This window comes from Aquirufa sp. Wall-65K1, assembly GCF_054558475.1.
In genome coordinates, this window is record NZ_JBPXKD010000004.1 from 359,251 (window position 1) to 381,004 (window position 21,754).

Below are 21,754 nucleotides of genomic sequence, written 5' to 3' on the forward strand. Positions count from 1 at the left end.
AATTTACACATTTGCCTTCATTGAATGAATTCAATTGTTAAGACAATAACTGTTTAATCTTTTGGCTTAATTTGCCTACTTCATAATGTTCCAACATATGTTTTCTGGCAGCCATGCCCATTTGTTGGCATAAATCTCCTTGAGAAGCCAATCGAATCAAGGCATTTCCCATGGAACTTACATCATGCTCATCTACTAAAATGCCTGTTTCTTCCTCTATTACTGCTTCCGGAATACCGGCATGTCGAGTGGAAACAATGGCCAAACCTGTGGCGGAGGCTTCTAAAATGGCTACGGGAGTCCCTTCTGAGTCACCCGATGGAGTCACCACCGAATGTTGAATAAAGGCATCTGCCGCTTGTAATAGAGGTAAATATTCTTCTGGCGACTTAGCCCCTAAAAAGTGGATGTTATTTTCTAATTGATGCGCTTTTACATAGTCCTTAGCTTCCTGCCACAAGGGTCCATCACCCACCATGTTGAATTGAGCATCAGGAAATTGCTTTAGTAGTATTTCAAAGGATTTAATGCTGAGTAAAGAGCCTTTTTTGGCGGCAAAACGTGCCACTGAAATAAGTTGAAATGACGTATTTTGTTTCTTTTGTTTGTCTGGATAAAACTGATTGAGGTCTACGCCGCATGGTATCACATGTAAATTGGGCAATGGACCACAGATTTTCTCTAAGGTAGGTTTCATGGCAGAAGCCACAACAATGACGGCCTTGGCCTTGGGTAAGACCTTGGCATATTGGGGTCCATAATTTTCCAAGGTTTTGGTCTCATTGGCATCAAAGCCTAAAAAGACGATTCCGAATGGTATTTTTTCCGCCTCACAAGCCTCGGAAATATGTGTCCCAAGAGGACCATAATTAGCCAAAAGAGCGTCTATTTGATTATTTCGCAGGTATTTACGTAAAAAATAGGTGTAGATTTTTTGGTATAAATCAGGAAAAAGTCGACGTAAACTACCCCGTACTAGTAGTTGATTCAGAGGAAAAGGATAAATAGAGCCACCTTTATAAAGTCTAGAGGGTTGCCAACCTTCATAAAGAACCGAGTGTGGTTGAAGCTGTTTGATTTGCTCATCAATGAATGTTTCGGAATAAGAAAAGTAATTTGATCGAGCAATTAATAGCTTCATCGAATGGGGTTCGAGGTGAATGAATTAACGAAAATACGAAATTATTTTAAAGCCATCCCGACTAGGTTAATCAAATCTTAGCTCTATTTTTGCAAGGCATTTGAAAGGTATGGAAAAAATATTACTCATTGGTGGAGCTGGTTTTTTAGGATTGAATTGGATTCAATTTTTAGAGAAACAAGCACCCAAGAATGAAGTTTCCTTGACCGTATTGTCTCGGCACCACCATCCTGATTTGGAGCGATTTCCGGAGATAACTTGGGTGAAAGGAGATTATGGCGATAGAGGGTTGTTGGAAAGCCTATTTCAAAAAGAAAAATTTACGCAGGTATTTCATTTTGCTAGTACCATCGTACCAGCCACATCAACCCAAAATGTATCGGAAGATTTAGAGGCTAATCTCAAACCGACCATACAATTGTTAGAAGTGATGAAGCAGTTTGATTGTCGCTTTTTACTTTATTTATCTTCTGGTGGGGCTGTTTACGGGAATGCAGGATTGGAAGCTCTTCATGAAAATCATGCTTGTCGGCCTATTTCTTCTTACGGCATCATTAAATTGGCTGTTGAGCATTTTATTCAGCTTTATTCCAAAATCCATCAAATTGATTACCTCATACTACGCTTGTCTAACCCATTTGGATATTTTCATCATTCGGATCAACAAGGCGTTATCAATATTGCCTTAAGAAAAGCATTGCGTGGGGAGACCTTCACGGTTTGGGGAGATGGTAGCCAGACCAAAGATTATATTTTTGCTGAGGATATAGCCAAAGCCATATTTCAATTATGGCAGGCGGGTCATAAAAATGACACCATCAATATTGGCTATGGTTCAGCCATATCCTTATTAAGTATTTTAGAAAAAATCAAAAGCTTAATCCCAAGCTTTCAGGTTGCTTTTAAAGAGGCTAAACCTACTGATGTTCCCCATGTTTATCTAGATATACAGAAATTGGAATCCCTCATTTCTTTTGAAAGAACTCCTTTTGATGAGGCTTTGGAGAGAACTTGGAAATGGGAAAAAAGTAATTTATAAGCTTTCATTCATTCCCTTTCGCTGGGCTGCCCGACGTTTTTTTAGCCCCCCCAAATCACTAAACCCTGAACCCAATCACTAAACCCTAAACCCAATCACTAAACCCTGAACCCTAAACCTTAATCACTAACCCCTAATCCCAAATCACTATATTTCTATCTTTCAATTGGTGATTCCAACAAATACCTAAAAATGAGATTATAATTTCTTTGCTACTAATATAAAGGTACAGGCATCTTCTCTTCTGGATTTATTACCTGCAATTTTGTCAAAAAAGATAATGAAAGGTTGTAAGAGCATGGACCAAAGTGGACGAATGGCTTTGGGGAATTTAAATAAAAGTCCATCCTGGAATAATTGAAGTCCCATGGATGAGCGGGATAAGATTCCTTCAAAATATACGATTTCAAAGCCAGCCTCTTTTACAATCTTCTGCAAACCTGTGGAAGTCCAGCGCCAAAAGTCCGTAGGATCTGGATGAAACATCCAATAGCCATGAGTAGAAAGTATTAATTTGCCATCCTTTTGTAAAATGCGACAAGCCTCCATTAAATAGGACTTGGGATCTTCCACATGCTCCAAAACTTGGGTGGATAAGACAAAGCCTACACTTTCATCCGGCATGTCGATGATACCTTTGGGGTCTACCACCACATCAGCCTTGGTATTGATGGCTAAATCTAAACCGATGTATTGCTCTACAAAAGGTCCAAAAAGTGGCTCATAAGGTTTGTTACCACAACCGTAGTCGGCCAAAAGCTGATGAGGGGCATTTTTCACGAATAGTTCGATGACCCTTTCTAACTGCTTCCTAAGTTGAATCAGGTAATAATATCGGGCTGACATCCTTCCCCAAATTTTGGGATATAAACGTTCAACTCCAGCTTCTCTACTTTCCATAATTACAATAGTTTGGATAAGCGATGGTACTCATCCTGCGAGTTTTTATATTCAATATACTCCTTCGAGAGGTGTAAGTATTTTTTTGCTTTAGCCTTTTGGCCCGACTTATGAGCGATACGGCATAATCCTAAATAGGCCAAACCTCGGATATCTTTGGTGAATCTTTCCTCAAAGGGATATTGTAATGCCTTGAGGTAATTTGCTTCAGCTTGAGCCATTTTTCGTTTGCCAAATTCATCTGCGACACCTCTAAATACCCATGCTGCACCGGTAAAATAAGGGATTTTTAATTTCTCTAATTTATCAAGGTAAATTTCTCCTTCCTCAAAATTATGAGTCAAGGCCAATAGTTCTGCTCTTTGAAGGATGAAAAGATGATTGCTTGGAAATTCTTCTAAAAGGGCTTGGTTAAGTGGAAGAGCTTTGGCCGGCGTACCCTCGTATTTATTGTAAACATAACCTAAATAAAAGCGTCCTTCATTCTTCACAAAGATGGTTTTGCGGGTACTTTGTTCTAAGAAATTTAAGCCAACCCGTTTATTCCCTTCCTCAAAAAAGACCATTAATGGTTTAATAACAGGATGCAATTCTGGGTAAACGATGCGGTAATAATTGTATATACCTGCAGAATATAAAAATTCAGGTTGCTTATCTGTATTTTTTAGGGCAATCTTTAGGAAGGAATATGATTTCCGCGTGTAAGAAACGGCCTTCATGAAGTTCTGGTTATCTGCTTCATAGGCCGCCAAAAAACCCGTAGAAGAAATGCAAAAAAAGACGGCTTCTAAATCATTTTCATTTTTTTCAAAGGCAGCTTCCGCTAATTCAAAACTTCTTTCCAAATAAGCCAAATAGGCTTTGCTCTGATTTGGATGATCTTTTAAGGGGAAATATTGTTTTTCCCATTGCATGGCCAATAATAAATAACTACTTGGGTGCTTGGGGTATTTAGATTTTAGGGCATTGAAGTCGTCCGTGGATTCTTTGAACTCATGGTTATACATGTGGTTCAATCCATTTGAAATCCATTCTTTTGCTTGATTATCGGATAAAATTTGTCCAGAAATATTCCAAGATATAAGCCAAAAAAGGACCAAAAATATTCGCCACATAAATACACGGTTGAATTGCAAAAATACGTAAGTACTGTGGTTTTTGGGCCTAATTTTTTACTTTTGTTTCTATTTTATAATTAAACTTCCCGAATGATTTCATTTCAAGAATTTACCTTAGACAATGGCTTACGAGTTATCGTACATGAAGACCCCAGCACAACCCTAGCTGTGATGGATGTGATTTACGATGTGGGCTCCCGAGATGAAGATCCCAGCCGGACAGGTTTTGCTCATTTGTTTGAGCATTTGATGTTTGGAGGTTCGGAAAATATACCAAATTACGATAGTCCTTTGCAGCGAGTTGGAGGCGAGAATAATGCTTTTACTACGCCAGATTTGACCAACTATTACATCAGTTTGCCTTATCAAAACCTGGAAACAGCCTTTTGGTTGGAGTCTGATCGTATGAAGCAGCTGGCCTTTAACCCTAATTCTTTAGAGGTTCAAAGAAAAGTTGTGATTGAAGAGTTTAAACAACGCTATTTGAATCAACCTTATGGTGATTTATGGTTAAAGTTTAGGCCATTAATTTACCAAAAGCACCCCTATCGCTGGGCCACCATTGGGGCAGATATTCAGCATATTGAAGAGGCTAGTTTAGAAGATGTTAAGGCCTTCTTTTATAAACATTATGTACCAGCTAATGCAGTATTAGTGGTGGCAGGGAAAGTTCAGTTGGAAGAGGTTAAAAATTTAGCAGAAAAGTGGTTTGGTCCTATTCCGGGTGGAGTGAAGCCTTTACGCCAACTGGTTCAAGAGGATCCTCAATTAGAAAATCGCCACATGGAAATTACAGCCCAAGTTCCTTCTGATCGAATCTACAAGGCTTATCCCATGGTAGGGCGTTATCAGCCAGGTTTTCATGCCATAGATATGTTGGCAGATTTGATGGGTAGAGGGGAGTCATCCTATTTGTATGAGCATTTGGTTCAAAATAATCGCATTTTTGATTCAATTAATGCTTACCAAATGGGGTCTATTGATCCCGGAATCATGATTATTCAGGGTCAGGTAAGTGATGGAGTAGCTATTGAAGAAGCTGATCAAGCCTTGGAAAAGGTAATTCAAGGATTTGTTCAGTCCGGAATAGTGGAGCAAGCTTTGCAAAAAGTGAAAAATCAAGCGGAGGCGAGTTTAGTGTTTATGGAGGTGGAGGTTTTAAACCGAGCCATGAATTTAGCCATGGCTGCCAATGCCGGAGATCCCAATTGGGTAAATACGGAAGCTGAAAAAATTCAAGCCGTTTCTTTAGCTGAAGTGCAATCTTGGGCAAAACGCTTGTTTATTGACGGGAAATCGAATACCTTATGGTATAAGAAAGAAAAGAATTCATAATGAAGATACGTGTAGGACAAGGTTATGATGTACACCGCTGGGTCGAAGGTAGACCTTGTATTTTAGGAGGTATTGAAATTGAATCTACGAAAGGGCCCTTGGGTCATTCAGACGCCGACTTAGTTTGTCATGTGATTTGTGATGCTCTTTTAGGGGCAGCTAATCTACGAAATATCGGTTTCCATTTTTCAGATAAAGATCCGCAATGGAAAGGGGTTTCCTCCATAGCCTTGTTAACCCGTGTGCTTGAAATGATTCGTGAAAAAGGATGGCAAGTAGGCAATGTAGATGTGACTATCATTTTAGATCAGCCAAAGTTAAATCCACATATACCTGCTATGCAAGCTAATTTAGCTCAAGTAATGGCAGTGGAATTGGACCAGATAACCTTGAAAGCAACCACCTCTGAAGGAATGGGTTTTGTTGGAAGAGGAGAGGGAATATCGGCCATGGCAGTGGCTCTAATTACTGCTGAGTAAGCTATGCCTATCAATTTAGAAAAAGAAAGATTAGAGATTTTAAAAAGGTATCGCAAATTGCTGCGAACAGCCAAGCCTTTTTTAAAGGATGATGATGCCAAACAAATAAAAAAGGCCTTCTTAATTTCGGCGGAGGCACATAAGGAAATGCGGAGAAAATCCGGAGAACCTTATATTTATCACCCTTTGGCTGTAGCTCAAATTTGTGTGGAAGAGATTGGATTGGGAACCACATCCATCATCTCTGCTTTGTTGCATGACGTAGTTGAAGATACCGATACAACCTTGGCCGATATTGAGAAGGATTTTGGGCCGAAAATCGCCTCCATCATTGATGGCTTGACCAAGATCTCAGGGACTTTTGAGTATGGGACTTCCCAACAAGCGGAAAATTTCCGCAAGATGTTATTGACCTTATCTGACGATATTCGAGTGATCTTGATTAAGTTGGCGGATCGTTTACACAACATGCGGACTCTTTCCAGCATGGCCAAGGAGAAGCAATTAAAGATAGCTTCTGAAACCATTTATTTATATGCTCCTTTGGCCCACCGTTTAGGTTTAAATGCTATTAAGACAGAATTGGAGGATTTAGGTTTGAAATATACCGAACCCGAAGCGTTTAAGGAGATTGCCAATAAATTGACAGAAAACAAACGGAACCGGGAAAGTTTTGTCGATCATTTCATCCGTCCTATTAAAAAATCACTGGATGAATTGCATTTGAATTACACCATCAAAGGAAGGCCTAAATCCATTTATTCGATTTACAATAAGATCAAAAGCAGTAATACTCCTTTTGATAAAATCTATGATTTATTTGCTGTAAGGGTGGTGATTGACGTACCCTTGGAGAGAGAAAAAGCAGACTGCTGGGAAGTCTATTCCATTGTAACGGATCATTATCGTCCCAATCCTAGTCGATTGAAGGACTGGGTGTCAACCCCAAAATCCAATGGATATGAGTCCTTACATACCACGGTGATGAGTTTGCCTTATGGCAACGATAAGGAGGGCCGTTGGGTGGAAGTACAGATTCGTACCAAAAGGATGGATGAGATAGCCGAGAAGGGGGTTGCTGCACACTTTAAATACAAAGGAACAGATACGCGCACCAGTCAAGCTTTTGAATCCTGGTTAAGTCAAGTTCGAGAGGCTTTAGAAACTAATGACAAGAGCCAGTCGGCCGTGGAACTAGTAGATGACATCAAAAACTCCTTGTATCATGAGGAAGTTTTTGTGTTTACACCGAAAGGGAAATTAGTGGTTTTGCAAGTGGGTTCTACTGCCTTGGATTTTGCTTTTGAAATTCACTCGGAGGTGGGGGCCAAATGTATTGGGGCTAAAGTAGGAGGAAAATTGGTGCCCTTGTCGCATAAACTGAGCAATGGAGACCAAATTGAAATATTAACTTCTTCCAAGCAAAAACCTTCTGAAGATTGGTTGCGCATCGTGACTACCACGAAGGCAAAAGCCCGGATTAAGGATTTCATCAAGGAGGAGAATAAATCGCACGTTATTAAAGGGCGTGATTTAATTGAGCATCGATTGAAGATTTTGGGATATCCTAGTTTGACTTTGGAAATCACCAATCAGCTACGAGCATATTACAATGCCAAAGATGCCAATGACCTTTTTTATCGATTTGGGAAAGGCTACATCGCTATTGAGCAATTAAAACATTGGAAGTCCGACAAGGAAATGCACGAGCGGAAGCAAGCAGAGAAGGCTATCCAGGTGCCCATTGTTGATAATAAGAGCTTCACCAAGGAGATGAAACGCGTGCAGCATGATCGTAAAGATGCTGATATTTTGTTGATTGGTGAAGATATGGATAAGGTGGATTATACCTTAGCCAAATGCTGTAATCCTATCTCCGGAGATGATGTATTCGGTTTTGTGACCATCAATGAGGGGATTAAAATTCACCGTACCAATTGCCCTAATTCTCCCGAATTGCTATCAAGACATGGTGATCGAGTGATTAAAGCGCAGTGGGCCAGTCAAATAGCCATGTCATTTGTGGTGGACTTGGTGATTCGTGGAATTGATCGGGTGGGATTGGTGAATGATGTGACTCGGGTGATATCCGATGAACTAAAAGTGAATATTACAGCCCTCAATATTGGAGTCAAAGATGGGCTTTTTGAGGGGCGAATTTCCTTAATGATTCAAGATACTGACCACTTAGTTGCCCTCGTAGGAGAATTAGAACGAGTGGCAGGAGTAATTGAGGTAGCTAGGGAAGAATAATAGCTTTTTTCAGTTTTTATAGCTTATTTTACGTCGTTTTTTTCGCTAAATGTCCACAGAAATAGATAAGTTCGATTCGGTTAAGAAAATTTTCACAGCCTACTTGGAAAACAAGGGTCTGCGCAAGACACCCGAGCGATTTGCCATCCTGGAGGAGATTTATTTACGCGACGACCATTTCGATGTGGAGGAGTTATATATCTCCATGAAAAATAAGAAATACCAAGTTTCTCGGGCCACGGTGTATAATACCTTGGACGTCTTGGTAGAATGTGATTTGGTGGTAAAGCACCAATTTGGACGTAATCAAGCTCAGTTTGAGAAGTCTTATGGACGCAGGCAGCATGATCATTTAATATGTACAGATTGTCATAAGGTGACGGAGTTTTGTGATCCTCGAGTTCAAACCATCCAGAGTTTAGTGGGAGAGATGTTGCACTTTAATGTAATGCACCATTCCTTGATATTCTACGGATCATGTACCAACAAGAATTGTGAACACCGCGCTAATTTCCAAGCGAGGTCTCAAGAATAGAAGATTTTAAAAATAGTTTTTATGGCAGTTGATGTATTATTAGGCTTACAGTGGGGTGATGAAGGGAAAGGGAAAATTGTAGATGTTTTAGCACCTCGTTACCAGGTTGTGGCGAGATTTCAAGGAGGACCCAATGCGGGCCATACCTTGGAGTTTGATGGTTTTAAGCATGTGTTGCATCAGATTCCATCGGGTATTTTCCGTCAGGAAGTACAGAATATTATCGGAAATGGCGTGGTTTTAGATCCCATCATTTTTAAGAAGGAAATCGAAGGATTAGCGCATTTTAACCTTGATTTGAAGAAAAACCTGGAAATCTCCAAGAAAGCGTCCATCATTTTGCCTACGCACCGTTTGTTGGATGCTGCTTATGAACTAGCCAAAGGAAAAGAAAAAATTGGTTCTACCCTAAAAGGAATTGGACCTACTTATACAGACAAAATTTCTCGTCAGGGATTGCGTGTAGGTGATATGATTTCGCCTAATTTCTCTGAGAAATACAAGGCCCTAGTGGATCGCCATAAAGCGATTTTGGATGTGTATAAATTTGAATATGATTTGGCGGAAGCTGAGGCGGCATTTTTTGAGGCCGTGGATTTCATGAAGCAATTTGCTTTAGTTGATTCCGAATATTCGGTTAACAACGCCATTAATTTAGGCAAGACCATTTTAGCGGAAGGAGCTCAAGGTTCATTATTGGACGTTGACTTTGGGTCTTACCCATTTGTTACTTCATCCAATACCATTACGGCGGGAGCTTGTACCGGTTTAGGGGTAGCTCCTAAAAACATCGGAGAAGTGTTTGGTATTTTTAAGGCCTATGCTACACGTGTGGGATCAGGTCCATTCCCAACCGAATTAGAAGATGAAGTGGGAGAAGCGATGCGTCAAGAAGGTCGTGAATTTGGTTCTACGACCGGTCGTCCTCGTCGATGCGGTTGGATAGATTTACCAGCATTAAAATACGCCATGATGATTAATGGCGTTACGCAATTGATCATGATGAAGGCGGACGTCCTAAATATTTTTGAAGAAATTTTGGTTTGTACTGCCTATGAAATGCCAGATGGCACCGTGACAGATCAAATTCCATTTGAGATAACCGATATCAAGGTAAAACCTATTTATGAAACTCTTCCAGGGTGGCATTGCAGTTTAGAAGGAATGCGTGATTTTAATGAATTACCTGCTGAATTGACAAATTACATTGCTTTCTTAGAGAAACACTTGAACTTACCGATCAACTTCATTTCTACAGGCCCAGATCGTGAGGCTTGTGTTTTAAGAGGATCATTGGCATAAAAAGAACATGGCTTCGGATCGAATTGATTTGGCAGAATTGTATAAGTTCGATGAGATTTACTGGATTCCAGCAGATCGGCCTAGCATTCCATCCGAAGCTTCTGTTTTATCTGAGCCTGAGCCTTTAGCAAGTCAAGAAGTAGAGCTCCCGGTTGCCACCCTTGCTCCTCAGGTTGAAAAGGAGACTAATTCCACTCAAGATAAAGCCAGTATTCCATCTGGTCCAGGTCTTCAAGCAAGCTTTGTAGAAAAAATCGTTACTGAGCCGACAGCCCCTCATGAGGTTTCAACAACTTTGCCGACTGTCAATTGCCGTTTGGTCGTAGTAGGGAAAATCAATGCCACAGAAAAAGAGCGTTTGCAATTAGTTTTATCAGCTGCTCCGGTTTCCCTTCAAGCGAATGATTGGCAAATACTAGAACCCATGGAAACCTTCACATTGGACGAATTCGTGGATGGTACCCACGCTCAATGGTACGTGTTTTTAGGTGATCAAATCCCCGCTTGGAAGGAACAATTATCAGAAGGAAAAATCATCAGTCGGGTGAACAAAAAGGTGTATCATTTCCCTCGACTAATTTCCAGCTTAAAAGACTCCGAAAAACCGTTGAAATTAGCATTTTGGAATGCTATGAAAGAAATTGTCAATGGTTAGCTTACATATTGGCATTTCTAGCCAGATTGAATATTTAGTCCAATAGATCCATTAACCGTTTACTTTACATCGCCATTCTTGGCAGCGGACTTACATCTTGACCACAGAAAATACCTGCTTCTGCCTTAAAATGACCCGCCATGGCAATCATACCAGCGTTATCAGTGCAATAGGAAAATGCTGGAATAAAGACATCCCAATGCTGTTGAGTCCCTAATGCTTGAATACCATTCCTAAGTCCGGAATTTGCAGCTACTCCACCAGCAATGGCAATTTGCTGACAGTTTTTTTCCTTCATGGCTTTTTTGACCTTGCGCAGTAACATGTCGATCAATGTTTTTTGAACCGAAGCACAAATGTCCGCCTTATTTTCTTCAATGAACTGTGGATTATTCTTTTGTTCTTTTTGTAAAAAATAGAGAATAGCCGTTTTAATACCTGAAAAAGAAAAATCTAGTCCCGGCATTTCCCCTAAAGGAAATGAGAATCTATTGGGGTCTCCTTCCCTAGCTAATTTATCAATCATGGGGCCACCTGGATAGGGTAGACCTAGGAGCTTAGCTGTTTTATCAAAAGCTTCCCCCACGGCATCATCCTGGGTCTCACCAATGACTTCCATGTCCAAAGCACTTTTAACCCAAACCAGCTGCGTATGACCACCGCTCACGGTTAAGCAAAGGAAGGGAAATTGGGGTTTAGGCTCTTCAATAAAGTGGGCCAACACATGGGCTTCCATGTGGTTCACTTCGATCAATGGAATTTGTAAACTTAGTGCTAGGGCTTTAGCAAATGAGGTACCAATTAAGAGGGCGCCCAATAAACCAGGGCCACGCGTAAAGGCAATGGCATTCAGTTCATTTTTGTTTATATTTGCTTTTTGCAGAGCCTCCTGTACAACAGGTATGATGGATTTTTGATGAGCTCTGCTGGCTAATTCCGGAACTACTCCTCCCCATTGGGTATGGATTAGTTGAGTGGATACAATGTTCGAACGAAGTTCTCCGTTTACCATAATGGCAGCGGATGTTTCGTCGCAGGAAGATTCAATGGCCAGTAGTTTCATAGGGATTTAAAACTCTGCAAAAATAAGGCAAAATATGCCGTAATCGGTGGTTTTTCTGAAAAAGAAAATATGATTAAAGCAACCAAAATCTTCGCTAAATCCATTCTTTACGGTTTGGTGGGGATTTTTTTGTTGTTTTTTTTGCTAGTCTTATTACTGCGTGTCCCTGCGAATCAAACGCTATTAGCCCAATATTTTGCTCCCAAAATAGAGAAGGCAATCGGCTATCCACTCACAGTTCGAGCCATTCAACTCAAGTTTTTTGATGAAATAAGTTTTTGGGGTTTGCGTGTCAAAGACCCTTGGGGCAAAGAAATGATCCATATTGAGCGATTGGATATCAATTTTAATCTTTCTGATATACTCTTCCAAGGAAGTAATCCACATTTGGATTATGCCCGTTTGTATCAACCCAAAGTACACCTGATTTTCGAAAAAAAATCCGGAAAAATGAATTTGGATGAATTTATTGTACGGATTGACCATTGGTTAAATCCAGGTCCTAGCGTAGCTGGCCCCAGCTCTAAATTTGAAATTTTAGATGCCGAAGTGGTGGATGGCTCATTTATGTTGGATGATCAACAAATTAAAAGTGAAGCTACTTCCCGACATTTTGATCTAAATCACCTCATTTTTACCCACATCAATGCCAAGGTAAAGGACTTTTTTGTACAAGGAGATACCCTAGGTTTACAAACCATAGGTCTGAAGGCTTTGGATCCTATTAGTGGTCTGAATATTAAGTCATTGGATACCAAATTCATGTATGCTGATAAGCAAATGCGCTTTGATCAATTGAATTTATTTTTCAATGATTCTCAAATAAAAAATCAGATTGTTTTTGACTATTCAAGTACCCAGGACTTTAAGTCATGGAACAAGAAAGTCAGAATGAAAGCCTATTTTGATAATAGTCAAATTCGCGGCGAAGACTTAGGTCGATTTGTCTCTGATATGTACCAATACAAAGGCATGTATAAATTGAAAGGCAATTTAGATGGCCCTGTTGCCCGTTTAAATTTGAAGAATTTTGAAATGGCCTTCGGTAGTAAAAGTGTACTCCGGGGCGATTTTAGTTTCCAGGGATTGCCAGAAATTGATAAAACGGTGATGAATTTTGACATGGTGAATTCCCTTTTTCACCCGCAAGACCTACAAGTCTTTTTGTCCAAATCTGCCGTGGAAAAAATGAATATTTTGGGGCCTGTTTCCTTTGGAGGGAAGTTTTCAGGAACAAATAAGGATTTCTCCACCTCGGGTAAATTAAATACAGGTTTAGGCTATATGGAAGGAGATGTCATGATGAATTTAAGTGATTCCATGGCTTTTTCTAAGTACCAAGGGAAGTTAAAATTGAAGAAATTTAAACTGGGTAAATTGTTCAGTTTGGAAGAATATTTGGGAACGATTGATTTAGAAGCGCAGGTAAAAGGTTCTGGATTTTCTAGTAATTCGGCTAAAGTTGATTTTGATGGGCAAGTTTCGGAAATCAATATTAAACGCTATGCTTACCGAAGAGTAAGTTTAAAAGGGAATTTACAAAGGCAATTATTTAAGGGATTGGTATCTGTTAAGGACAGTAATTTATTGGCCCAAATGACAGGTGAAATTAATTTGCGTCAGGAAAAACCAGTCTATAATTTGGAAGGTCGTATTGACCATGTGGATTTAGGAAGGTTGCGAATTACGGATACTCCCATGCAGTTGGTGAGTGATTTTCAGGTAAATATTGCCATGAATGATTTGGATGATTTGGAAGGTAGGGCCACATTCTCCGAAGCGATTTTAGGAACACCTAAGAAGTTGGATTTACCCATTCACCTACTGACTTTTAGTTCTGATTTGAAAGGGCCTAAAAGACATTATCGTTTGAATTCAGACCTGATTTCAGTGGAGGCTGAGGGGGATTTTGTTCCTTCTCAATTGCAAAAAGATTTGAGCCAGTTGTGGGAGGAATACACCTTGTATTTCACTAAAAACGAGGCGGAAAGAGCTGCTTATTATGCCGCCAAATCCCATGAAACGAATCGGAAATATGTGTCCGACTTTACGGTAATTTGCCATGATGCTAAACCCATTTTGACCCGATGGTTTCCTACCATAGACCTAGCTAAAAATACAGTTTTCTCAGGAAGCGTCAATAAAGGACGATCTGTTTCCTTGAGTTTAGAATCTTATCCTGACACCTTGGTATTGGGTGGATATAAGTTTTATCAATCCATTTTTTCCTTCCAAAGTTCGAAGTTCTTAGGAGGCCCAGAGGTTTCTAGTAGCTTGGTATTCCAGTCGAGAAGGCAGCATCTGAACTTCCTAACCCCTACGGAAAACTTAAAATTGGATGGTCTTTGGGATCAAGATCGAATCAATTTCGAATTGGATTTTAAGCAACAAGGTGACGAGAATTTAGCACATTTAGGTGGTGTTTGGCGCTTTGAAAAGGATGGTTTATCGCTCCGTTTTAAAGATACGTATCTTAGGATTTTAGGGCAGGATTGGGCTGTAGATCCAGAAAATAAAATATCCATACAAGGTAAGGAATTGCATGCTGAACACTTTTTGATTTCGAATCAAAAGCAATCAATTGCCTTGCAAGGAAGCTTGTCCATGGACTCCACAGAAACATTAAGGCTTCGAGCCAATAAGTTTCAACTGGGGACATTGGCACCCCTATTTTCACTGAAAGTACAAGGTGAATTGAATGCCGAAATTAATATCCAAGATTGGTACCAACACACGCGTTTAGATACCTGGTTGTTGGTAGATTCTTTGCATTTGAATAAGTTTTACATTGGAAATTTGCAAGGTGTAGGAAGCTATAATGCCGACTTGAAAACCATGGATTTAAACTATCATTTAAATCGATTGGGGGAGTCAGTTGTGGAGGTTAATGGTACTTATAAGCCTTTTGAAACTAGGAACAAACTAGATATTTCTGCCGAGTTAAATAAGACAAATTTGAGTATTCTGGAACCCTTTACCCAAGGGGTATTTTCTGGTTTGGCTGGGGACGCCTCAGGTAAATTAAAGGTTAGAGGCACCATCGAAGACCCAGATATCCAAGGAAAGATCGTGCTTCAAAAAGCCAAATTATTTTTTGATTACTTGAAAACTAGCATGGCTTTTTCAGATACGGTTGAGTTTAAGACCCGTCAAATCATAGGCCGAAATTGGAAGATTTCAGACCCAGAAGGTAATACAGCTAAGTTAAATGCAAACTTTGTTTTTCCAGTAGGAAGTCCTTTTGAAATGAACATTGAAGCCAATTTGAATCGCTTTAAATTATTGAATACACAGCGTGACCCTACCTCATTTTATTATGGAACGGGGTATACCTCTGGCCCGATATCCATTCGAGGAGCCTTGCATGATTTGTTGATTACTGCCGACTTAAAAAGCGAAAGAGGAACTCGTTTATACATACCTTTGGATAGAGAAAGTAGTACCGAAAATGATGAAGACTATGAGTTTTTTAGTAAGTCTTTGCAAGTTGATTTGAATGCCAACACGCAGCAAATAACATCTAAATTAAAAGAGGGTGGCATTAGTTTGGACTTGGATTTGGCCTTTACCCCAGAAGCCTATGGCGAAGTTCAAATTGATAAAAAGAAGGGAGATTTGATGCGGATTTATGGTACGGGAAATATCAATATGACCTTAGATAAAAAAGGTCAGTTTAGGATGGTGGGAGATTATGCCATTGATCAGGGAGACTATACTTTTACCTTACAAAATTTAATCAATAAGCGGTTTGCTATCCAGCGAGGATCAAAGATTTCTTGGACTGGAGATCCTTTGGAAGCAAATGTGAATATTAAAGCAATTTATACGCAATATGCTTCATTGTTCCCTATCTTATTAGACACCACGAATAAATCGAACTTGCCTGAGTTTAAAAGACGTTATCCCGTGGATGTGACAATCAACTTGCAAAATAGACTTTTATCGCCCAATATTTCCTTTGATATAGGTATTCGTGATTACCCCAAAGATGTTCATTTGAACGGAGCTGTTACGGCATTTACGAACCGAATAAAAACGGATGAACAAGAGCTAACCCGACAAGTCTCCAATGTCTTATTGTTTGGGCAATTGGTTTCTCCATTTGGAGGAAGTGGTATCGCTTTGGGTAATTTGGTAGGAAATTTTACGGAGATGTTATCGAATCAATTGAGTAATCTGGCTTCACAAATCAATAAAGATTTGAACATCGATGTATATTTAGGAGGAGGGAATTTGAACCAAGATATTTTATCCAATTTACAATTAAGGGCCTCATACAATGTGAATGATCGCTTACGAATTACTCGAAGTGGAGGTTTCACTGATGCCCGAAATCAAACGAGTCCTTTGATTTTATTAGGCGACTGGGCCTTGGAATATTTTGTAAAACGGGATGGTTCACTTCGTTTAAAAACCTATAATCGAAACGTTCAAACTACCCTATTGGGATCATTAAACTCCTATCAAATCAACCAAACACTTGGGGCTAGTTTACTCTATAATCGTAGTTTCAATAAGTTGTTTGGAAAGTGAAATTAATGTAGAATGTAGAATGTAGAATGTAGAATGAAGAATGTAGAATGAAGAATGAAGAATGTAGAATGAGAGCCTCATAATTCCTCATTCTACATTCTTCATTCTACATTAAAAAAGGAACCACTCGCGCAGTTCCTTTCTTAATTCTTAATAACTAATCACTGAAATTCTTATTTTACTTCAAATCCACCCGTACCAATGGCAAAACCTTCCGAATATAATTCGATGGTATATTTACCAGGTTTGTAAGCTACACCACCGCGAGAATAGAATACATCTACCGCTTGGTTATTGTTCGTATAGGTTACTACTTGCTTAGCCGTATAAACCATTTCTTTTCCGTCTTGAGTAAACTTACCAGAACCGGCTGCTTCGTCAGAAATAATGGCCCCATCAGCATCCAAGACACGAACAAAAATGGTTTTGTTCTCTAATTTAGTAATTGGGTTGCTGGCTAAGTTGAAGGTAATTTTCAACTTCTCAATTTTCTTACCATTAAAACGAGATTTTTCAGCTTCCTTCCCTTTGTTACTCACAGAAAGTACGCGCAATCCTTGAGCTTTCAAAGCAGCAGCAATACTTACTTTTCTAGCCAATTCTTTGTTTTTAGCAGTTACTTCCGATAGGGTATCTGCTAAGGTTTTGTTCTCCGTTTTTAAGCCAGTATTTTCAGAATTCAAGGTTTGATTTTGCGTAGTCAAGACTTGGTTATTCTCGGTTAAGATGCCGTTTTGTTTTTTCAGTTCAACAATGTCTGCATCTTTTTGGGTCAAAACTAGATCATATTCCTTGATTTTGGCCTCGTAGGAGGCAATGGTTGCGTGGTTGGCTTTTTTCAAAGAGCTTTTGTCTTGCTCTAATTGAACTTTCAATGCTTCTAAGTCACTAACTTGGCCACCTAATGCTTTGATTTCCTCAATCTTAGCATCTAGTTGGGTCGAAATGGAATCCAATTTCATGCGAGTATTCGCTAATTCAGTGGCTTTTTCTTCAATATTGACAGCTTGTTCTTTTGTCAATTGGTTGGAACGAAAATACAAGACGCCTAATACTGCTGTTAATACAGCCAATACAATCAAGGCAATCTTTGAGGTGTTGTTGGATGTTTCCATTTGCTTCAAATGTTTATTTAAGGGTTTAATTCAATGCAAATTTAACATTAATATTCAATATTTCGTTTTAAATAGGCTTTTGGTTAATTTGCGCCTCTGAAAGACATGAATATGCCTACGTATGATTTTATTGTGGTGGGTTCTGGAATCGCTGGCTTATCATATACGGTTAAGGTAGCCCAATACTTCCAGGATAAACAAATCCCCATCAAGATTGCGCTAATAACTAAAACGGTTGCTGAGGAAACCAATACCAAATATGCTCAGGGCGGTATTGCGGCCGTTTGGGATAATCAAGATTCTTTTGAAAAACATATACAAGATACCTTGGTAGCTGGAGATTTTGAAAGTGATCCAGCCGTGGTAGAATTGGTAGTGAAAGAAGCTCCCGAGAGGTTGAAAGAGTTAATTTCTTATGGGACAGATTTTGATCGTAAATCTGATGGAAGTTTTGACCTAGTCAAAGAAGGAGGGCATTCCGATAAACGTATCTTGCATTATAAAGATTCTACAGGGAATGAGATTGAAAGGGCTTTATTAGAAAAGGTGAAGTCTTTTTCATCGGTTGATTTCTTCACTCATTACTTTGCGGTTGACTTGATAACCCAACATCATTTGGGTGAAAAAGTGACCAAAGATACGCCTCACAAAAAATGTTTTGGCGTATATGTATTGAATAAAAAAACCAAAAAGGTAGAGACTTTTATTGGAAAAACTACGCTATTAGCTACGGGTGGTATAGGTCAAGTGTATCAATCGACCACTAATCCTACCATTGCCACTGGAGATGGAATAGCGATGGCTTACCGTGCCAAAGGATTTGTCAAAGGGATGCAATACATCCAGTTTCATCCTACAGCCCTTTACCAACCTGGAAAGAAACCTAATTTTTTGATTTCTGAAGCAGTTCGCGGACACGGTGGAATTTTGAAAAATTTAGATGGATCTACTTTCATGGAAAAGTATGACGCTCGACTTTCTTTGGCTCCCAGAGATGTTGTTGCTCGTGCCATAGACTCTGAGATGAAGAAAAATGGTACCGAGCATGTGTATTTGGATACCCGACATATTCCTAAAGAAGATATCATCGCTCATTTTCCGATGATTTATCATTATTGCTTGGATCATTTGGGCATTGATATGTCAAAAGAAATGATCCCCGTTGTGCCTTGCCAGCATTATTTATGTGGAGGCATCATCGTTAATGAATACAGTCAAACCAATATTGAGCACCTATACGCCGCGGGGGAATGTTCACATACAGGCTTACATGGGGCCAATCGTCTAGCATCCAATTCACTTTTGGAAGCGATTGTTTTTGCTCATCGTGCCTTTGAAAAATCCATCACAGAATTTGGCACACAAATGATACCTGAAGGCATCCCGCAATGGAATGATGAAGGAACTCGGAATCCAGAGGAAATGGTCCTAGTAACGGAAATGACCCGCGAATTGGAGTCTATCATGAGTAATTATGTAGGTATTGTTCGTACTGATCGCCGTTTAAAGCGGGCTTATGATCGATTGGAACTTATCTATTTGGAGCATGAGGAATTATATAAGCAATCCAAAATCACGGTTCCACTTTGTGAACTTAGAAATATGATTAATGTGGCTTATTTAATTATTAAGCATGCCCGTGCTCAAAAAGAAAACAAGGGGTTACATTACAACCTAGATTTACTTAATGCGTGATTTAAGGTAATGAACAATCACCTCAAGTCCTTTCTCGAAATGGACATTATTGGGGATGACGATGTCGCAACTTTTTTTGTGAGGACGAATGTATTCTTCGTAAGTAGGTTTAACGTGGTATTTCCAGCGGTACATTACATCCTGTAAATCATAACCTCTTTCTTCGTTATCACGTTTAATGCGGCGTTTCAATTTGATTTTGTTTTGCGCATCTATGAATATTTTCAAATCCAAAAGTTTGGCAACCTCTGGAAAGTGGAAAACAAAAATACCTTCAACAACCAAAATTTTGCGTGGATAAAAATGTAGGATATCTGGAACTTTACTTGAATTATTAAAGGTGTATTCTTCCCTGGTTACGATTTCACCCGAACGTAATTTTTCTACATCTTTCGCAAATGCCTCATCATCGATGGCGCCAGGTAAATCAAAATTCTCAATCCCATTTTCGTCCTTCGATTGTTCATGCTTCGGACGATAATAATTGTCTTGAGATAATAAACAGATTTCTTCGGAAGGAAATTGAGCCATTAATCTTTGTAAAAACAATGTTTTACCTGAGGCGCTTCCACCGGTAATTCCGATGATATATGGTCTTTCGATAGTTGGGGTCATTGATGTTTGAATTCGAATGCAAATTTGCGAAAAGCATTTTATTATCCCTCAAAAAAAAGCATGTTTTCAAAGGTTTCGGTATTCTAAATAAAAACTATGTTTTTCTTTTGGCACTTTTTGTCGAAGTTGAAATTGCTTACTTGCCATTTGCTGATCAATTTCCTCCTGAAAATATAGCTTTTTCCCACATCCCTCATGTATTTCTCGTTTTTGGATAGATAATTCCTCTTCCAAAATAATCCAGCCGCTGGGTTTTATTAGCTGTTTCATGGCTTGGATTAACTCTTCTATTTGGTCAAATTCATGCCAAGCATTGAAAATAAATATGCCATCGATACTCTGAGGGTCTAAAGCTAATTGGTTTAAAGGCAGGTTATGAACCTCAAATTTAGGGTAAAAAGGTAAAGCTGTTTTCTCCTTAAAATACTGAATACTTTCTTCTACCGCCTCTTCATTCAAAACATCTACTTGAGTATCTACTAAAATGATTTTCCCACAAGGTCGGTGTATCAATAAATTCACTTCCCACCAGGCTGAGCCACATCCTATGGATAGTAGGGTATTCGATGGATTCCAAGTAAAATGATCCATTAATTGTTTCATGGCTCAAAGAAAGGGAAAATATGGCTAATTGTTAAGGGGAAATGTAGAATGTAGAATGTAGAATGTAGAATGTAGAATTGGGGAGGTAGCACTGTGAATTAAGAAATTTTGGAGCATCCATTTGAAGTTTATGGAGTGCTTATTTCAAACAAGAAATATGAAAAGGAAATGGAAAGACTGAAATTAATCAGTAATTTTCGGAGTAAGCAAAATTTTATTAACCTAGTTATGGCCATATTCATTGCACCCACCGCCTCTGTCATGGGCCGAGTTTTTATCTCTCCTAATGTTTCTATTTGGTATGGAGCGGTCATTCGGGCAGATGTGGAAGAAATTCATTTGGGCGAGGGATGTAATGTGCAGGACAACGCGGTGTTACATGCTGATGAGGGGGATAAAACCATCATTGGAAAATTTGTTACGATCGGACATGCTGCCATTGTACATGGAGCGGAAGTCGGCGAAGGCAGTTTGATTGGTATGCATGCCACGGTTCTGAATCGGGCTAAAATAGGTAAGTATTGTTTAATTGGAGCACATGCCTTAGTGACAGAAGGAATGGAAATACCTGATTATTCCTTGGTATTGGGAACGCCTGCCAAGGTGGTCAAAACCTTAAATGAATCGCAAATTGAGCGTTTGAAATTTGGGCCGCCCCATTACATTAAAATGGGAGAAAAACATGCCAAAGGAGAATACCCATTGATTACTCAAGCCGATTTTGAATCATGATTGATCTAATTTTAATACGACATGCGCACTCAGGGCCTTACGATCAGCCCGATAAAGAGCGGCAATTATCACTGCAGGGAATGGAAGAGGTGAGTTTGTTGGCTCAAAAACTTAAATCGGTTCATCTGCCAACGGGTTTATGGTTATGTTCAGATGCCAAAAGAACGGTGGAAACAGCCACAGCACTGAGAAGTGAATTAGGTATCGTAGGTCCTATTAATTTAGATGCTTGTTGGTATCAAGCATCCGGACCAGATTACGTTAATTTAATTGAAAAGCAAAATAGACCCGTGATCTATTTGGTAGCCCATAATCCATCCATTTCCTATGTGGCTTCCTATTATTCAGGAACATTAATTCAAATGGAAACGGGTGGATGTTGCTATTTACGGTTTCAATATGCTGACTCCGCTGCGGAATTAAGTAAAGGTGCGGGAGATTTAGTATTTAATTTTAATCCACAAGTTGTATAATGAGCAAAAATCAAAAAATATTCCGTTGGGTACTCATCTTATTTACACTACTGATGGTAGCCCTTGCCATTGATATGGCCAAAAATACCACGGCTCCTTGGAATAAGAAAAAGGTGGAAAAAGCCCGCTAATTTGATTGTCCTATTTAGGATTTGGCAAATTTTGCTT

At 39.4% G+C, this 21,754-nt stretch carries 19 protein-coding genes; 12 read left to right on the plus strand and 7 right to left on the minus strand.

What is annotated here, in order from left to right; all coding sequences use genetic code 11:
* Positions 1–37 precede the first annotated feature (37 nt).
* The gene (locus ACST15_RS08980; protein WP_459454314.1) at positions 38–1,141 is read right to left on the minus strand and encodes a glycosyltransferase family 4 protein; all 1,104 of its coding nucleotides are present in this window, start codon (positions 1,139–1,141) and stop codon (positions 38–40) included.
* A 109-nt stretch (positions 1,142–1,250) separates the two neighbouring features.
* Here ACST15_RS08980 and ACST15_RS08985 point away from each other — a divergent pair, with 109 nt between their 5' ends.
* A complete protein-coding gene (locus ACST15_RS08985) occupies positions 1,251–2,180 on the plus strand; it encodes an NAD-dependent epimerase/dehydratase family protein (RefSeq protein ID WP_459454315.1) in 930 nt (309 codons plus the stop codon).
* Between the two features lie 198 nt (positions 2,181–2,378).
* On the opposite strand, the gene ACST15_RS08990 is transcribed toward ACST15_RS08985, so the two are convergent.
* Positions 2,379–3,080 (minus strand): class I SAM-dependent methyltransferase, encoded by a 702-nt coding sequence (locus ACST15_RS08990; RefSeq protein ID WP_459454316.1) that lies wholly within the window; start codon positions 3,078–3,080, stop codon positions 2,379–2,381.
* A 2-nt stretch (positions 3,081–3,082) separates the two neighbouring features.
* Positions 3,083–4,195, minus strand: a complete 1,113-nt coding sequence (locus tag ACST15_RS08995) for a tetratricopeptide repeat protein (RefSeq protein WP_459454317.1) — start codon at positions 4,193–4,195, stop codon at positions 3,083–3,085.
* 93 nt (positions 4,196–4,288) lie between these two features.
* Here ACST15_RS08995 and ACST15_RS09000 point away from each other — a divergent pair, with 93 nt between their 5' ends.
* The 6 genes from ACST15_RS09000 to ACST15_RS09025 are packed head-to-tail and all read left to right on the plus strand — an operon-like array spanning position 4,289 to position 10,757.
* On the plus strand, positions 4,289–5,533 hold the full coding sequence (locus ACST15_RS09000) for a M16 family metallopeptidase (RefSeq protein WP_459454318.1): 1,245 nt from the start codon (positions 4,289–4,291) through the stop codon (positions 5,531–5,533).
* Positions 5,533–6,012 (plus strand): 2-C-methyl-D-erythritol 2,4-cyclodiphosphate synthase, encoded by a 480-nt coding sequence (ispF, locus tag ACST15_RS09005; protein WP_459454319.1) that lies wholly within the window; start codon positions 5,533–5,535, stop codon positions 6,010–6,012. The genes ACST15_RS09000 and ispF overlap by 1 nt, the downstream gene beginning before the upstream one ends.
* 3 nt (positions 6,013–6,015) lie before the next feature.
* Positions 6,016–8,265, plus strand: coding sequence for a RelA/SpoT family protein (locus ACST15_RS09010; RefSeq protein ID WP_459454320.1), 2,250 nt, complete (start codon positions 6,016–6,018; stop codon positions 8,263–8,265).
* Between the two features lie 49 nt (positions 8,266–8,314).
* Positions 8,315–8,800: a Fur family transcriptional regulator gene (locus ACST15_RS09015; RefSeq protein WP_109322291.1), complete on the plus strand. Its 486-nt coding sequence runs from the start codon at positions 8,315–8,317 to the stop codon at positions 8,798–8,800.
* 21 nt (positions 8,801–8,821) lie between these two features.
* Positions 8,822–10,102, plus strand: a complete 1,281-nt coding sequence (locus ACST15_RS09020) for an adenylosuccinate synthase (RefSeq protein ID WP_459454321.1) — start codon at positions 8,822–8,824, stop codon at positions 10,100–10,102.
* Positions 10,103–10,109: 7 nt separating this feature from the next.
* A complete protein-coding gene (locus ACST15_RS09025) occupies positions 10,110–10,757 on the plus strand; it encodes a hypothetical protein (protein WP_459454322.1) in 648 nt (215 codons plus the stop codon).
* Between the two features lie 64 nt (positions 10,758–10,821).
* On the opposite strand, the gene tsaD is transcribed toward ACST15_RS09025, so the two are convergent.
* A complete protein-coding gene (gene tsaD, locus ACST15_RS09030; RefSeq protein ID WP_459454323.1) occupies positions 10,822–11,820 on the minus strand; it encodes a tRNA (adenosine(37)-N6)-threonylcarbamoyltransferase complex transferase subunit TsaD in 999 nt (332 codons plus the stop codon).
* A 69-nt stretch (positions 11,821–11,889) separates the two neighbouring features.
* Between tsaD and ACST15_RS09035 the strand changes: the two genes are divergently transcribed.
* Positions 11,890–16,353 carry a translocation/assembly module TamB domain-containing protein gene (locus ACST15_RS09035; RefSeq protein ID WP_459454324.1) on the plus strand — a complete coding sequence of 1,488 codons (4,464 nt, stop codon included), beginning with the start codon at positions 11,890–11,892 and terminating at the stop codon, positions 16,351–16,353.
* A gap of 173 nt (positions 16,354–16,526) precedes the next feature.
* Here ACST15_RS09035 and ACST15_RS09040 read toward each other — a convergent pair whose 3' ends face one another.
* A complete protein-coding gene (locus ACST15_RS09040) occupies positions 16,527–17,468 on the minus strand; it encodes a hypothetical protein (protein ID WP_459454325.1) in 942 nt (313 codons plus the stop codon).
* Between the two features lie 111 nt (positions 17,469–17,579).
* Between ACST15_RS09040 and nadB the strand changes: the two genes are divergently transcribed.
* Positions 17,580–19,163 carry an L-aspartate oxidase gene (gene nadB, locus ACST15_RS09045; RefSeq protein ID WP_459454326.1) on the plus strand — a complete coding sequence of 528 codons (1,584 nt, stop codon included), beginning with the start codon at positions 17,580–17,582 and terminating at the stop codon, positions 19,161–19,163.
* Here nadB and udk read toward each other — a convergent pair.
* Together udk and ACST15_RS09055 are read right to left on the minus strand one after the other, a co-directional pair.
* Positions 19,149–19,778 carry a uridine kinase gene (gene udk, locus ACST15_RS09050; protein ID WP_459454327.1) on the minus strand — a complete coding sequence of 210 codons (630 nt, stop codon included), beginning with the start codon at positions 19,776–19,778 and terminating at the stop codon, positions 19,149–19,151. The genes nadB and udk overlap by 15 nt on opposite strands.
* A gap of 66 nt (positions 19,779–19,844) precedes the next feature.
* Entirely contained in the window at positions 19,845–20,381 is a 537-nt protein-coding gene (locus tag ACST15_RS09055; protein WP_459454328.1) for a class I SAM-dependent methyltransferase, read from the minus strand.
* Positions 20,382–20,489: 108 nt separating this feature from the next.
* Between ACST15_RS09055 and ACST15_RS09060 the strand changes: the two genes are divergently transcribed.
* The 3 genes from ACST15_RS09060 to ACST15_RS09070 are packed head-to-tail and all read left to right on the plus strand — an operon-like array spanning position 20,490 to position 21,717.
* A complete protein-coding gene (locus ACST15_RS09060; protein WP_459454329.1) occupies positions 20,490–21,113 on the plus strand; it encodes a gamma carbonic anhydrase family protein in 624 nt (207 codons plus the stop codon).
* Positions 21,110–21,586, plus strand: coding sequence for a SixA phosphatase family protein (locus ACST15_RS09065; RefSeq protein WP_459454330.1), 477 nt, complete (start codon positions 21,110–21,112; stop codon positions 21,584–21,586). Before ACST15_RS09060 ends, ACST15_RS09065 begins: the two co-directional genes overlap by 4 nt.
* Positions 21,586–21,717, plus strand: coding sequence for a hypothetical protein (locus ACST15_RS09070; protein ID WP_459454331.1), 132 nt, complete (start codon positions 21,586–21,588; stop codon positions 21,715–21,717). The genes ACST15_RS09065 and ACST15_RS09070 overlap by 1 nt, the downstream gene beginning before the upstream one ends.
* The last annotated feature ends 37 nt before the right edge of the window (positions 21,718–21,754 follow it).

Coding starts and splice junctions, on each gene's coding strand:
- ACST15_RS08980 (WP_459454314.1), bottom strand. CDS start 1,141: ATGAAGCTATTAATTGCTCGATCAAATTACTTTTCTTATTCCGAAACA.
- ACST15_RS08985 (WP_459454315.1), top strand. CDS start 1,251: ATGGAAAAAATATTACTCATTGGTGGAGCTGGTTTTTTAGGATTGAAT.
- ACST15_RS08990 (WP_459454316.1), bottom strand. CDS start 3,080: ATGGAAAGTAGAGAAGCTGGAGTTGAACGTTTATATCCCAAAATTTGG.
- ACST15_RS08995 (WP_459454317.1), bottom strand. CDS start 4,195: ATGTGGCGAATATTTTTGGTCCTTTTTTGGCTTATATCTTGGAATATT.
- ACST15_RS09000 (WP_459454318.1), top strand. CDS start 4,289: ATGATTTCATTTCAAGAATTTACCTTAGACAATGGCTTACGAGTTATC.
- ispF (WP_459454319.1), top strand. CDS start 5,533: ATGAAGATACGTGTAGGACAAGGTTATGATGTACACCGCTGGGTCGAA.
- ACST15_RS09010 (WP_459454320.1), top strand. CDS start 6,016: ATGCCTATCAATTTAGAAAAAGAAAGATTAGAGATTTTAAAAAGGTAT.
- ACST15_RS09015 (WP_109322291.1), top strand. CDS start 8,315: ATGTCCACAGAAATAGATAAGTTCGATTCGGTTAAGAAAATTTTCACA.
- ACST15_RS09020 (WP_459454321.1), top strand. CDS start 8,822: ATGGCAGTTGATGTATTATTAGGCTTACAGTGGGGTGATGAAGGGAAA.
- ACST15_RS09025 (WP_459454322.1), top strand. CDS start 10,110: ATGGCTTCGGATCGAATTGATTTGGCAGAATTGTATAAGTTCGATGAG.
- tsaD (WP_459454323.1), bottom strand. CDS start 11,820: ATGAAACTACTGGCCATTGAATCTTCCTGCGACGAAACATCCGCTGCC.
- ACST15_RS09035 (WP_459454324.1), top strand. CDS start 11,890: ATGATTAAAGCAACCAAAATCTTCGCTAAATCCATTCTTTACGGTTTG.
- ACST15_RS09040 (WP_459454325.1), bottom strand. CDS start 17,468: ATGGAAACATCCAACAACACCTCAAAGATTGCCTTGATTGTATTGGCT.
- nadB (WP_459454326.1), top strand. CDS start 17,580: ATGCCTACGTATGATTTTATTGTGGTGGGTTCTGGAATCGCTGGCTTA.
- udk (WP_459454327.1), bottom strand. CDS start 19,778: ATGACCCCAACTATCGAAAGACCATATATCATCGGAATTACCGGTGGA.
- ACST15_RS09055 (WP_459454328.1), bottom strand. CDS start 20,381: ATGAAACAATTAATGGATCATTTTACTTGGAATCCATCGAATACCCTA.
- ACST15_RS09065 (WP_459454330.1), top strand. CDS start 21,110: ATGATTGATCTAATTTTAATACGACATGCGCACTCAGGGCCTTACGAT.
- ACST15_RS09070 (WP_459454331.1), top strand. CDS start 21,586: ATGAGCAAAAATCAAAAAATATTCCGTTGGGTACTCATCTTATTTACA.